The sequence below is a fragment of the Rubrimonas cliftonensis genome, assembly GCF_900107585.1.
Classification (GTDB): Bacteria; Pseudomonadota; Alphaproteobacteria; order Rhodobacterales; family Rhodobacteraceae; genus Rubrimonas; species Rubrimonas cliftonensis.
In genome coordinates this window covers 16,939-28,407 of sequence record NZ_FNQM01000030.1, presented here as the reverse complement: position 1 = coordinate 28,407, position 11,469 = coordinate 16,939, and the positions used below count along the sequence as shown (strand labels likewise).

The following is an 11,469-nucleotide window of genomic DNA, read 5'->3' as shown; positions in this document are numbered from 1 at the left end:
CCCGTTTCGGTCGGTCTCGGGGTGTGGGCGAGTCATGCAGGAACGGTCATTCCCGACCACGGGCCGGGGGATGCGGCGACCGCCGGGCCTGCGCCAAAGCCGACGGTCACGGGATGTGTGACGACTCGCGCAGGTGCGGTCATTCGCGACGTCGGGCCGGGGAAGCCGGCGACCGCCCGGCAGTGCGCCTTTACGGCCGGTCGCGGGCTGTGGATGATCCACGCAGGAACGGTCATTCGAGGCGTTGGGCCGAGGAAGGCGGCCACCGCTTGTCCGTGCGCCGTGCATGCCGCACGACCTGCTTGAGTTACGGTCGGGCGCTGGCCGCGGGCCCGACGGAGCTGCGCTGCGCAACGGGCATCCCACGACGATCTATCGTTCGGCGCGACGCAGAAGCGCGCCGGCCAAGACGAATGCCGTTGACGCGCGTCGTGCTGCGGTGCCTTTTGAGGGCTGTGACCGGTTCCGGTGGGCGACTGCCGGAGGAAAGAGGGAACGCAGTGCGGTGCGACGCGCCAAAGCTGCGGCTGCCCCCGCAACTGTGAGCGGTGAGCCGGGCTGACGCCACTGGAGCAATCTGGGAAGGCGGGCCCACCAAGGCGACGACCCGTGAGCCAGGAGACCTGCCGGCGCAGGACGTGTCAGCAATGCCGCCGGTGGGGCGGCGAGGAGAAGTCATGCATATCGAGCCGGGCGTCGTCGATGGCGCCAAGATGTACCTGTCCTACGCGACCGCCGCCGGCAGCGCGGGGATCGCCCTGAAGCTGGCGGCGGACGACCTGAAGTCCCACAGCCTGCCGTCCTTCGTCGCGCGCGCAGTGCTCGCGACGGTGGGAACGTTCATCTGCTTTGAGATTCTGCCCCATTTCGCCGTCGGCGTCAGCGAGGTGCATCTGATCCTCGGCACGACGCTGCTGCTGATCCTTGGCGCGGGCCCGGCGGCGGTCGGTCTGGCGGCCGGGCTGCTGGTCCAGGGGCTGTTCTTCGCGCCTTCCGACCTGCCGATGTTCACTGTGAACGTGACGACGCTGCTGTTCCCGCTGTTTCTTGTCCACGCGCTCGCCCGGCGGATCATCCCGGCGCACCAGCCCTACGTCGATCTGGGCTATGCGGAGGTGCTGAAGCTCTCCTTCGCCTTTCAGGGCGGGATCGTCGCTTGGGTGGCGTTCTGGGCGCTCTACGGTCAGGGGGCCAGCGTGTTGGGCGACGTTGCAAGCTTCGGCGCGGCATACATGCTGGTGGTGATCGTCGAGCCGCTGGCGGACCTCGCCGCGCTGGCGGGCGCCAAGGCGCTGCGCGGGCTGCAGGGTCGCGGGATCGTCGTCAACCGGCTGCACAACCCCGCCTGATCGAAGGGGCTTCTGCGGCCAGCGCCGCGGAAGCCTCGGCTGCGCGCCCTGCGGTCATCCCTCGAGCGCATGCGCAAGCCGCCGCCATTCGACCTCGCCCCCCGGAAGACCCAAGCGGACGAAATTTGTAGACCACGGAAAGCGTCGCGACCAGACGCGGGCGCGCCCCAGTCGTTGCTGCGCCGCAGCGGCGTCGCCGACATCGTATAGACGGAACAACGACGTCCCGCCGACGCTCCGCCAGCCGACTTGCGCCACGAGGCGGTCGAGGCGGTCGGCGTCCGCAGCAAGACGGGCGTGCGTCGCTCCGACCCAAGCATCGTCTCCGAGTGCGGCGGCTCCGATCGCCAGCGCTGGCCCTGACACGGGCCAAGGACCATCCAGAGCTTGAAGGCGCGCGACGTCGTCACAGGCGCCAATCGCGAAGCCGAGCCGCAGGCCTGCGAGGCCGTAGAATTTGCCGAAGGACCGCAGGATCAGAAGTCCGTCCCGACCGGCTTGGGCGCAAAGCGACACATCCGGATCAATGTCGGCGAAGCTTTCATCCACGACGAGAAGGCCGACTGTCCCAGCGATATCGAGGAGCGCGCCAGGTTCGCTTCGGCGACCATCAGGATTGTTGGGGTTCACGACGATTGCGGTGTCGGCGCCGCGGAGCGCGTCCAGCGTGGTCACCTCCTCGACCCGCCATTGCTCAGCGGCGAATGCGGACGCGTGCTCGTTGTAGGTTGGCGATAGCACAGCCGCGCGACCGGGGCGGCGCAAGCGGGGCAGATGCTGGATGGCGGCCTGTGCGCCGGCGACGGGCAGGATCGCGGCGTCTGCGGCGACACGATAGGCCCGCCGGGCGGCGTTGGAGCAAGCGTCGCGCGCGGCGGCGCTCGGCAGGTCGCGCCAGACCTCTGCCGACAACGAGGGAATGGGCCACGATACCCGATTGATCCCGGTCGAAAGGTCGATCCATTCGGAGCGGTCGCCCCCGAACCGCGATATCGCGACGCCAAGATCGCCTCCGTGGTCGAGACTGCGTCCGTCATGCATGGGAGACATCCAATCGCATAGAAAGCCTCAATCTGAGCCGCACAATCCTACTCCGAGCTTGGCCGATCTGGCGCAAAAGACTATCCGACGAAGCCGCCCGCTGACTGTCGTGGCGCCGACCAGAGCCGGACGATCGCTCATGGGCGAGGCGTCCGAAAGCAGATAACGCTGACGCCGCCGAGTGCGCGCAGCGCCCGTGCGCCCGCAGAAGGATCGCCATCGCCCGGGGCATAGAGAAGCGCACGCGCCGGACCAGTGTGTCCGATTGCGACGCCGAGCGCCCCCGTCCTCGTCGCTGCATCGAGGATCGGACCGAGCGGCGCGCCACCGCGATGCGCTGCGTTGCGCCGCGCGGATTCTGTTGCAATCTCCGCCAGCGTCCGACGGTCGCCGCGGACTGCGGCTGAAGTCCATGCAGTCACAAGATCTGCAACATTCGCGAAGTTCGAGTCTGTGCTGTCAGTCCGCTCGGGTACGCCGAGCAAGGTCCCCGCGACGTCGAACGCGGGCGGCGCGATCGTCGAACCGACGATCCTGCCCTCTCGCGACGCCCAGATGGCCGCGGCGGGCCTGTCGAGCATCAACGGATCGGTCGCGCCCTCTATTCCGGCGCAGAGAAGTCCGAGATCGGCAGCCGGTGGCGGCGGCCTCCCGAGCGCTGCGGCGACCGCGTGCGCGGTCGCCACGAGCGCCGCAGTCGAGGACCCCATGCCGCCGCCCGGCTTCATGGTCCACGAAAGGCGCAGCCGGCCCCCCAATGATCCGGTCAGCGCCCGCATGAGCATCGCCGCCCGGCGCCTTGAAAGCGGCGAACCCGGACCGGGCGCATAGGCGAATGCTCTCTCGAACCGCCAAGTCGCTCGGGCCGCAAGCGCGGGGCAGGGCAGCGTGACCAGAACGACGGGCCCGCTCGCGCCTTGGCGGCCTTGAAGGAACTCGCCGAAATGCCCCGCCACGGTCGCCGTCGCGCTTCTGAGAAGCGGCCCAGGACCGAGGCCGTCTGCGAGCGCGCGATGGGCTGCGTCGGCCTTTCCCGGCGCGGCGCGCGCGTAAGCGCCGCTGGTCGCGCCGCTCACGCTCCGCGCCTGAGCAGATACGTGTCCATGATCCAGCCGTGACGCAGCCGCGCGGCCGCCCGCGCGCTCGCAATGCGCGGCGCCGCTTCGGCGATTGGGCCGGCGTCGAGGATCTGCTCGGTCATGCCGAGATAGGCCCCCCACCAGATGTGAAGGCCCTGGTCGGGGAGCGCGGCGAAGGCGCCGTCGCCATCCAGCATGACCGCCACCGTCTCCGCGTTCGCTGGCCACCCCTCCGTCCGGAGGCGCCGTCCGGTGGTGACGAGAACCGATCCCGCCACCGAGTTGAAGGGGATCGCATGCGCGGCCGTCAGCGCCTGCAGCGCGGTGATCCCGGGAATGACGCGCAGCCGGGGCACCGGATCAAGTCGTGCGGCGATGCGCAACGTGCTATCATAAAGCCCCGGATCGCCCCAGACCATCAGCGCCACGGCGCCCTGAGGCTTCGCGACGCGGAGCGCTTCCGCCCATACTGCCGCGATCGCGTCGTGCCATCGCTCGACGCGCTCCTCATAAGGCAGGATTTCGTTCCTGTTCGGCATGTCGAAGGGCGCGATCCGGGCGGAAGAGCCGATCGACCGCAACAGGGCGACACGCAGTTCGGCGAGCGCAGCCTTGTCGGAGCCTTTTCGGGGCAGGAGGACGACGTCGGCTCTGGTCAGAGCGTCGCGTCCATCGTCCGTGAGATGTCCCGGGGCGCCGGTTCCAATGCCGACCAGAACGAGCTCACGCATCGCCGCCCTCGGCCAGCGGCCCCATCAGGATCAGCGCGGGCGCCGAGCCGGGGTAGGCCGCCAGTTCCGCAGCGAGTGTCTCGACCGTCATGCGCTGCAGACGCTGCTCTGGCGCGCTGACGGCCTCGGCGAGGATCGCCGGCGTGTTCGGCGGCAAGCCGCGGACAATCAGGGCGGCGGCCAGCGCCGGGAAGGTGTGGCGCCCCATGAACACCACTGTGCAGGCGCGCGGGTCGGCGAGCGCGTCGAGGTCGATGTCCTCGGGCAGTCGGCCCGCAGCGTCGTGGCCGGTGACGAACTGCACCCGCCGCGCCGTCATGCGCCGCGTCAGCGGAATGCCGCAGGCGGCGGCGGCGGCGCAGGCGGACGGCACACCGGGCACGATCTCGAAGGGCACGCCCGCGGCGCGCACGGCGACCAACTCCTCCTCCAGCCGCCCGAAGAGGCCCCCATCGCCCGATTTCAGCCGCACGATCCGCCCGCCCGCGGCGGCGTAGTCCACCAGCAGCCGACTCACGTGGTCCTGCCTCGGCGAGGGTCGCCCGGCGCGCTTCCCAACGCCGACCAGATCGGCGCCGCGGCGCGCGTGCGCGAGGATCGGCCCGGCCGAGAGGTCGTCGAACAGCACCGCGTCGGCGCGGCGCAGCCGGTCGACGGCCTTCAGCGTCAGTAACTCCGGGTCGCCCGGCCCGGCGCCGACAAAGCTGACGAAGCCGGCCCCGCTCACGGCGTCTCGCCGTCGATCAGGTGGAAGAACGTGCCGCTGACATGGCCGCGGCGCGAGCCGGTCTCGGGCGTCGGCGCGCCGTCGGCGTCGGCGACCGCGGCGAGCGGCGCGTCGGGCTGCTCGACGGTCGTGGAGTAGTGAAACTCGTGGCCGCGTAGCGCGGCGCCCGGAGCGAAACCCGGCATCGGCGCCGCGAGCACCGCGCGACGATACCCCAGGTGCAGCTTTCGCGTCGCGTAGGAGGTGACGAGGCCGAGCAGGCCGGTCATCGCGTGCGCCGCGCCGTCCTTGTCGATGAGCGCGGCGCCGAGCGCCATGTAGCCGCCGCACTCGCCATGGACGGGCCGGGTCGTCGCGTGCGCACGCAGGCCCTGCGCGAAGCGCGCGGCGGCGGCGAGCCTGCCAGCGTGCAGCTCAGGGTATCCGCCCGGCAGCCAGACCAGATCCGCCGCGGGGTCCGGCGGCTCGTCCGCAAGCGGCGAGAAGGGGATGATCTCGGCGCCCGCGGCGCGCCAGCCCTCCAGCAGATGCGGATAGGCGAAGGAGAACGCCGCGTCCCGCGCCAGCGCGATGCGCTGGGCCGGCGGCGGCGGCAGCCGGCCGGGGCGGGGCGGGGCGGCGCCGCCTGCCGCAGCGCGCAGGGCCGCAAGGTCGACGTGGGCGCGCAGGAACGCCGCATAGCCTGCGATCGCGGCGTCGAGGTCGGGATGCTCCACCGCCTGGATCAGGCCGAGGTGGCGCTCCGGCAGGGTCAGATCGCCGCGACGGGGCAGCGCGCCCAGCACCGTCAGTCCCGCGCGCTCCATGCCCAGCCGCGTCAGCCGCTCGTGCCGCGGGCTCGCCACCCGGTTCAGGATCACCCCAGCGAAGGGCAGCTCCGGCGCGTAGGCGGCGAAGCCGAGGGCGGTTGCGGCCGCCGATTGCGCCTGACCGGAGACGTCGAGCACAAGCACGACCGGCCAGCCGAACCGCGCCGCAGTCTCAGCGCTGGATCCGAAGCCCGCGCGTCCGCGCGTCGCGACGCCGTCGTAGAGGCCCATCGACCCCTCGGCGACGCACAGGTCGGCGCCCGCAGCCCGCGCGGCTATTGCGCCGAGCAGCGCGTCGTCCATCGCCCAGCCGTCGAGGTTGAAGGAGGCGCGCCCGCTCGCGGCCTGATGAAAGGCCGGGTCGATGTAGTCCGGCCCTGATTTGAAGGGCTGGACCGCCATCCCGTCCTCCGCGAAGGCGCGCAACAGGCCGAGCGTCACCGTGGTCTTGCCGGTCCCCGATGCGGGGGCGGAGACCATGAGGCCGGGGGGCGGGCGCTCAGTCATCGCCGTGTCGCCAGTCCGCCCAGACGCTGTCGTCCGTCTTCGGGCGATAGCGCCGGTCGTAGTCGGCGGCGTAGAGGCGGCTTTCCGCAAAATCCTCCGCCCCGAGGGCCCGGCCGACAAGGATCAGCGCGGTGCGGGAGATGGCCGGATCGACGGCCGCGGCGAGGCCGCCGAGCGGGGCGCGGATCACGCACTCGTCGGGCCAGCTTGCGCGGAACACCACGGCCGCCGGGCAATCGGCTCCGTAGAAGGGAGTCAGGTCTGCGACCACCTCCGCCAACCGGGCGACGGACAGGTGCAGCGCTAGCGTCGCGCCGGTGGCGGCGAAAGCGGCGAGGCCCTCCCCGTCCGGCATGGGCGAGGCGCGGCCGGGCGTGCGCGTCAACACCACCGACTGCGCTATGCCAGGCAGGGTCAGCTCCGCTCCTAGCGCGGCGGCGGCGGCGGCGAAGGCCGGAACGCCAGGCGTGACAGTGTAGGGCACGCCCATGGCGCGCAGGCGGCGGAGCTGTTCGCCCATTGCTGACCAAACCGACAGGTCGCCCGAGTGCAGCCGCGCGACGTCGTGGCCGGCGGCCTGCGCCGCCGTGATCTCCGCCATGATCGCGTCGAGGTCGAGGGGCGCGGTGTTGACGATCCGCGCGCCGGGTGGGCAGTGGGCCAGAACGGCCTCCGGCACCAGAGAGCCCGCGTAGAGGCACACCGGGCAGGCGGCGATCAGGTCACGCCCGCGCAGCGTCAGCAGGTCGGGCGCGCCGGGCCCGGCCCCGATGAAATGGACCGTCATCACCTCTCCACCTCCGACTCCGGCGCGAGGGAGGGCTCGCAGCAGGCCAGAGCGCAGGCGGCCAGCCGGTCGGCTGACAGCGCGCGCGGCCCGAGCAGCCGCGCGCCGGGCCCCGCCGCGGCGAGCGCCGCGGCCTCGGCGAGGCTGCCGGTTCCCCGCGCCGCCAGCGCCGCAGCCGAGCGTGTCGCCGTCTCCTGCGCCGCCAGCGCGGCGGCGTCCACCTCCTCCACCGCGACGCCGAGCGCGGCGGCGAGCGCCGCGGCGCGGTCGGCGGCGGCGGCGAAGCGGTCCACCAATCGGCCCTGCGCTGCGCGCGCCAGCGCGTCGGCGAGGCTGGCGGCGGTCGCTGCCGCGCGAAAGCCGAAGCCCGCCACGATCACAGCGTCGCGCTCCACTGCGTCAGTGGCCGCGCCGACGTCCAGCCCAGACCGCACCCCAGCGGCGCGGCCTCCGCCAGCGCCACGCGCAGCAGCGCGCCGCCGCGTCGGGCATGGGCTGCCAGCAGCAGCGCCTCGGTCTCCAGCGTCACGGCATTGACGACGAGGCGCGTTCGCGGCGCCAGCCGCGCCTCCAGCGCCGCCAGCAACGCCGCAGACAGGCCGCCGCCGACGAACACCGCGTCTGGCCGCGGCAGGCCGTCAAGCGCCTCCGGCGCCGCGCCCTCCACGACCTCCAGGCGGTCGACGCCCAGCCGGGCGGCGTTGGCGCGGATGCGGGCGGCGCGGTCGGGACGGCGCTCGACGCTCACGGCCTCGGCGGCAGGGTGGCTCAGCAGCCACTCGATCGCGACTGAACCGGAGCCGCCGCCGATGTCCCAAAGCCGCTCGCCGGGCCGGGGGGCGAGGGCGGACAGGGTTAGCGCGCGCACGGGGCGTTTGGTGATCTGGCCGTCGCTGTCGAACCAGCTGTCGGCAAGGCCGCTGGCGCAGGGCAGCACCAAGCCGTCGCCCGCCGCCTCCAGCGCAGCGGCGACCGGGTGGGCGAAGGGGCCGGGGGCGGGGGCGTCGGCGCGCATGGTCGTCACCCGTTCGCGCGGGCCGCCAAGCGCCTCCAGCGCATGGAGCCGTGTCGCGCCGAAGCCCTCGCCCGTCAGCCAGTCGGCCAGCGCCGCCATCGCCGCGCCGTCGCGCAGCAGGATGAGGACGCGGGCGCCAGGCGCGAGATACGGACGCAGGCGCGCCAGCGGCGCGGCGTGCAAGCCAAGGCAGACGATGCGCTCCAGCGGCCAGCCGAGCCGCGCGGCGGCCAGCGAGAACGTCGAGGGGTAAGGCAGGGCGGTCCACTCGCCCGGCGCCAGCGCCCGCGCGATTGCCCCGCCGGCGCCGAACCAGAACGGGTCGCCGGAGGCCAGCGCGACCGCGCGCCGGCCGCGGAGGCCCTGCAGCAGCGGCAGTCCGTCGGCAAAGGGCGCGGGCCACGCCACCGTCTCGGCTGCGAGCGGCCCTATCAGAGCAAGGTGACGCGGAGGGCCGATCACGACCTCCGCTGCGGCGAGCGCGGCGCGACTTGCCGGGCACAGCCCCTCCGCGCCATGTTCGCCAAGGCCGACGATCGTCAGCCACGGCCCCTGCCCGACCGGAGCGTCAGCCATGCGACCCAGGCTCCTGATCCTCGGCGGCACGACGGAGGCGACCACGCTGGCGCAGGCCGTCGCCGCGGCGGGCCTTGACGGCGTGGTGTCGCTTGCAGGCCGGGTGGCCCGGCCGGCGCGCCAGCCGTTGCCGGTGCGCGTCGGCGGCTTCGGCGGCGTGGAAGGGCTTGCGGGCCATCTGCGCGACGGTGGCTTCACCCACCTCGTCGACGCCACGCACCCCTTCGCCGCCCGCATGAGCGCCAACGCCGTCGCCGCCAGCGTCGCGTCCGGCGTTCCGCTCGCCGCGCTGGTCCGCCCGCCCTGGGCGCCGGAGCCGGGCGACTGCTGGACCCGCGTCCCGGATATCGCCGCCGCCGCGGCCGCGCTGGTCGGCGCGCCGCGGCGCGTCATGCTGGCCATCGGCCGGATGCATCTTGCGGTTTTCGCCGCACAGCCGCAGCACTTCTACCTTCTCCGGCTGGTCGATGCGCCCGAGACGCCGCCGCCCTTCCCCGACTGCGCCGCGATCATAGACCGGGGCCCCTTCACTGAAGCGGGCGACCGCGCGCTGATGCGGGCGCACCGCATCGACCTCGTGGTGTCGAAGAACGCGGGCGGCGGCGGCGCGCGCGCCAAGATCGACGCGGCGCGCGCGCTCGGCCTGCCGGTGGTGATGATCGACCGGCCGGCGCCGCCGCCGCGCCGCGAGTTTCAAACGCCGGGGCAGGTGCTGGACTGGGTCGCTCATGCCGGCGCCCATCTTGGCGTGTAGACGAAGGGCGCGCCTGCGCGCGAAACGACGCGGGTCAGGCTCGATCCGACGAGCACCACCGTGCGCATGTCGGCCATCCCGGACCGCGCCTCGCCCAGCGTCGTCACCGTCAGCGCCTCCTCAGGTGTCGAGACGGCGCGGGCGAAGATCACCACGCGCCCGGAGCCGCATGCCTCGCGCAGCAGGTCGAGGGCGCGTGCGAAGCCGTCGGGCCGGGCGAGCGAGCGCGGATTGTAGAGCGCCATGGCGAAATCGCCCGTAGCCGCCGCCCGCAGCCGCCGCTCCACCGTCTCCCACGGTTTGAGGTTGTCGCTAAGGTTGATCGCGCAGAAGTCGTGGCCGAGCGGCGCGCCCGCCCGCGCCGCCGCCGCCAGCATCGCCGTCACTCCCGGCGCCACCCGCACGTCGAGCCCGCGCCAGGCGGGCGGCCCGGCCTCCAGCGCCTCGAACACCGCCGACGCCATGGCGAAGACGCCCGGATCGCCGGAGCTGACCACCGCGACGCGCCGCCCCTGCGTCGCCATCGACAGGGCGTGGGCGGCGCGGTCCAGCTCCTCGCGGTTGTCGCTGGCGTGGATCGCGAGGCCGGCGCGCGGCGCGAGCCGCGCCAGATAGGGACCGTAGCCCACCGCGTCGGTGGCCGCGTCCAGCAGCGCCTGCGCCTGCGGCGTCACCAGCGCGGCGTCGCCGGGGCCGAGGCCCACTACCGCCAGCCATCCCGCGCTCACGGCCGCCGCCCCCGCCCGTGCACGATGACGATGGAGAAGTAGGGCGCCGCGCGCTCCGCGGCCGCGGCCAGCGGCGCGACGGTCTGGCCCGGCATCGCCGCGTTCTCGACGAGCCAGGCGCGCTCCAGCATCCCCGCGGCGGCTATCGCGCGGCGCACCTTGGGCAGGTTGCGGCCGACCTTCATCACCACCAGCGCGTCGGCGCCCTGCATCCGCGCGACGAGTGTCGGCTCGGGCAGCGTTCCGGTCAGCACGGTCAGCACATCGTCGCCCCAGGTCACAGGCTCGTCGGTCGCCGTCCATGCAGCCGACATGCCGGTGACGCCGGGCACGATCTCCACCGCCGCGTGGCCGCGGATCCGGGCGTGCAGGTGCATGAAGGAGCCGTAGAAAAATGGATCGCCCTCGCAGAGCGTCACCACGTCCTCGCCCTCCCCGACCAGCGCCAGCAGCCGCGCCGCGCACTCGGCGTAGAACGGCGCCAGCGCCGCAGCGTAGGCCGGATCGTCCAGCGGGATCTCGGTGGTGACGGGATACTCCATCGCGTGCTCGACCGCGTCGGAACAGAGCATCCCCTCGACAATCCGGCGCGCCTGTCCGGGCCGCCCGGCCTTGCGAAAATAGGCGACATGGCGGGCGCTGCGCACCAGCCGGTCGGCGCGCACGGTCATCAGCTCGGGATCGCCGGGACCGACGCCGACGCCGTACACCCGGCCTTGGGCGGCGGGACCGTTCATTCCTGCGGGCTCGCCAGCGCGTTGACCGCGGCGACGGTGACGGCGCTGCCGCCGAGCCGCCCCTCGACGATCAGGCAGGGGACGGGCGCAGCCTCCCACAGCGCCTGCTTGGACTCCGCCGCGCCGACGAAGCCGACCGGGCATCCGATGATCGCGGCGGGGCGGGGACAGTCGGTGTCCTCCAGCATCTCCAGCAGGTGGAACAGCGCCGTCGGCGCGTTGCCGATGGCTACGACCGCGCCGGCGAGATGGGGCCGCCACAGCTCCAGCGCGGCCGCGGAGCGCGTCGTGCGCAGGCGCGCGGCGAGCGCCGGGGTCTCGGGCGCCTGCAGGGTGCACAGCACTGGGTTCTCTGCGGGCAGGCGGGCGCGGGTCACGCCTTCGCTGACCATCCGCGCGTCGCACAGCACCGGGGCGCCGCCCTCCAGCGTCGCGCGGGCGGCGGCGGCGAAGCCGGGGCTCATGCGGATATGCGCCGCCAGCCCGACCATACCGGCGGCGTGGATCATGCGCACCACCACCCGTTCCTCCTCCGTGGCGAAGCGGGCGAGGTCGGCCTCAGCGCGGATGATGGCGAAGGAGCGGCGGTAAATCGCGGCGCCGTCAGTCTCGTAGGCGTAGGGCATCTG

13 protein-coding genes and 1 riboswitch are annotated in these 11,469 nt (G+C 73.2%); of the genes, 2 read left to right on the top strand and 11 right to left on the bottom strand.

The annotated features are described in order from the left end of the window. The first annotated feature begins 443 nt into the window (after positions 1-443). Positions 444-645: riboswitch (cobalamin riboswitch) on the top strand. 32 nt (positions 646-677) lie between these two features. Then, entirely contained in the window at positions 678-1,349 is a 672-nt protein-coding gene (locus BLW43_RS20670) for an energy-coupling factor ABC transporter permease (RefSeq protein WP_093256376.1), read from the top strand. 54 nt (positions 1,350-1,403) lie between these two features. On the opposite strand, the gene cobD is transcribed toward BLW43_RS20670, so the two are convergent. From cobD to cbiE, 8 genes are all read right to left on the bottom strand, one after another. Then, on the bottom strand, positions 1,404-2,390 hold the full coding sequence (gene cobD / locus BLW43_RS20665) for a threonine-phosphate decarboxylase CobD (RefSeq protein ID WP_093256374.1): 987 nt from the start codon (positions 2,388-2,390) through the stop codon (positions 1,404-1,406). A gap of 137 nt (positions 2,391-2,527) precedes the next feature. Further along, positions 2,528-3,466, bottom strand: coding sequence for a GHMP family kinase ATP-binding protein (locus BLW43_RS20660; RefSeq protein ID WP_139284174.1), 939 nt, complete (start codon positions 3,464-3,466; stop codon positions 2,528-2,530). Then, positions 3,463-4,200, bottom strand: a complete 738-nt coding sequence (gene cobF, locus BLW43_RS20655; protein WP_093256371.1) for a precorrin-6A synthase (deacetylating) — start codon at positions 4,198-4,200, stop codon at positions 3,463-3,465. The genes BLW43_RS20660 and cobF overlap by 4 nt, the downstream gene beginning before the upstream one ends. Further along, positions 4,193-4,927, bottom strand: a complete 735-nt coding sequence (gene cobA, locus BLW43_RS20650) for a uroporphyrinogen-III C-methyltransferase (RefSeq protein WP_093256370.1) — start codon at positions 4,925-4,927, stop codon at positions 4,193-4,195. The genes cobF and cobA overlap by 8 nt, the downstream gene beginning before the upstream one ends. Continuing rightward, positions 4,924-6,243, bottom strand: coding sequence for a cobyrinic acid a,c-diamide synthase CobB (locus tag BLW43_RS20645; protein ID WP_093256368.1), 1,320 nt, complete (start codon positions 6,241-6,243; stop codon positions 4,924-4,926). The genes cobA and BLW43_RS20645 overlap by 4 nt, the downstream gene beginning before the upstream one ends. Then, positions 6,236-7,030 (bottom strand): precorrin-4 C(11)-methyltransferase, encoded by a 795-nt coding sequence (gene cobM / locus BLW43_RS20640; protein ID WP_093256367.1) that lies wholly within the window; start codon positions 7,028-7,030, stop codon positions 6,236-6,238. Before cobM ends, BLW43_RS20645 begins: the two co-directional genes overlap by 8 nt. Continuing rightward, positions 7,030-7,410 carry a cobalamin biosynthesis protein gene (locus BLW43_RS20635; RefSeq protein WP_093256365.1) on the bottom strand — a complete coding sequence of 127 codons (381 nt, stop codon included), beginning with the start codon at positions 7,408-7,410 and terminating at the stop codon, positions 7,030-7,032. Before BLW43_RS20635 ends, cobM begins: the two co-directional genes overlap by 1 nt. Next, complete coding sequence (cbiE, locus tag BLW43_RS20630) at positions 7,407-8,621, bottom strand: precorrin-6y C5,15-methyltransferase (decarboxylating) subunit CbiE (RefSeq protein ID WP_093256364.1); 1,215 nt, start codon at positions 8,619-8,621, stop codon at positions 7,407-7,409. Before cbiE ends, BLW43_RS20635 begins: the two co-directional genes overlap by 4 nt. Between cbiE and BLW43_RS20625 the strand changes: the two genes are divergently transcribed. Next, positions 8,620-9,375, top strand: a complete 756-nt coding sequence (locus tag BLW43_RS20625; RefSeq protein ID WP_093256362.1) for a cobalt-precorrin-6A reductase — start codon at positions 8,620-8,622, stop codon at positions 9,373-9,375. The genes cbiE and BLW43_RS20625 overlap by 2 nt on opposite strands. Here BLW43_RS20625 and cobJ read toward each other — a convergent pair. The 3 genes from cobJ to BLW43_RS20615 are packed head-to-tail and all read right to left on the bottom strand — an operon-like array spanning position 9,348 to position 11,466. Beyond that, positions 9,348-10,103: a precorrin-3B C(17)-methyltransferase gene (gene cobJ, locus BLW43_RS20620; RefSeq protein WP_139284173.1), complete on the bottom strand. Its 756-nt coding sequence runs from the start codon at positions 10,101-10,103 to the stop codon at positions 9,348-9,350. The two genes, BLW43_RS20625 and cobJ, sit on opposite strands and share 28 nt — an antisense overlap. Further along, the gene (locus BLW43_RS23170; protein ID WP_139284172.1) at positions 10,100-10,840 is read right to left on the bottom strand and encodes a precorrin-2 C(20)-methyltransferase; all 741 of its coding nucleotides are present in this window, start codon (positions 10,838-10,840) and stop codon (positions 10,100-10,102) included. Before BLW43_RS23170 ends, cobJ begins: the two co-directional genes overlap by 4 nt. After that, on the bottom strand, positions 10,837-11,466 hold the full coding sequence (locus BLW43_RS20615; protein ID WP_093256359.1) for a precorrin-8X methylmutase: 630 nt from the start codon (positions 11,464-11,466) through the stop codon (positions 10,837-10,839). The genes BLW43_RS23170 and BLW43_RS20615 overlap by 4 nt, the downstream gene beginning before the upstream one ends. Between the last annotated feature and the right edge of the window lie 3 nt (positions 11,467-11,469).

Coding starts and splice junctions, on each gene's coding strand:
- BLW43_RS20670 (WP_093256376.1), top strand. CDS start 678: ATGCATATCGAGCCGGGCGTCGTCGATGGCGCCAAGATGTACCTGTCC.
- cobD (WP_093256374.1), bottom strand. CDS start 2,390: ATGCATGACGGACGCAGTCTCGACCACGGAGGCGATCTTGGCGTCGCG.
- cobF (WP_093256371.1), bottom strand. CDS start 4,200: ATGCGTGAGCTCGTTCTGGTCGGCATTGGAACCGGCGCCCCGGGACAT.
- BLW43_RS20645 (WP_093256368.1), bottom strand. CDS start 6,243: ATGACTGAGCGCCCGCCCCCCGGCCTCATGGTCTCCGCCCCCGCATCG.
- cobM (WP_093256367.1), bottom strand. CDS start 7,030: ATGACGGTCCATTTCATCGGGGCCGGGCCCGGCGCGCCCGACCTGCTG.
- BLW43_RS20625 (WP_093256362.1), top strand. CDS start 8,620: ATGCGACCCAGGCTCCTGATCCTCGGCGGCACGACGGAGGCGACCACG.
- cbiE (WP_093256364.1), bottom strand. CDS start 8,621: ATGGCTGACGCTCCGGTCGGGCAGGGGCCGTGGCTGACGATCGTCGGC.
- BLW43_RS23170 (WP_139284172.1), bottom strand. CDS start 10,840: ATGAACGGTCCCGCCGCCCAAGGCCGGGTGTACGGCGTCGGCGTCGGT.
- BLW43_RS20615 (WP_093256359.1), bottom strand. CDS start 11,466: ATGCCCTACGCCTACGAGACTGACGGCGCCGCGATTTACCGCCGCTCC.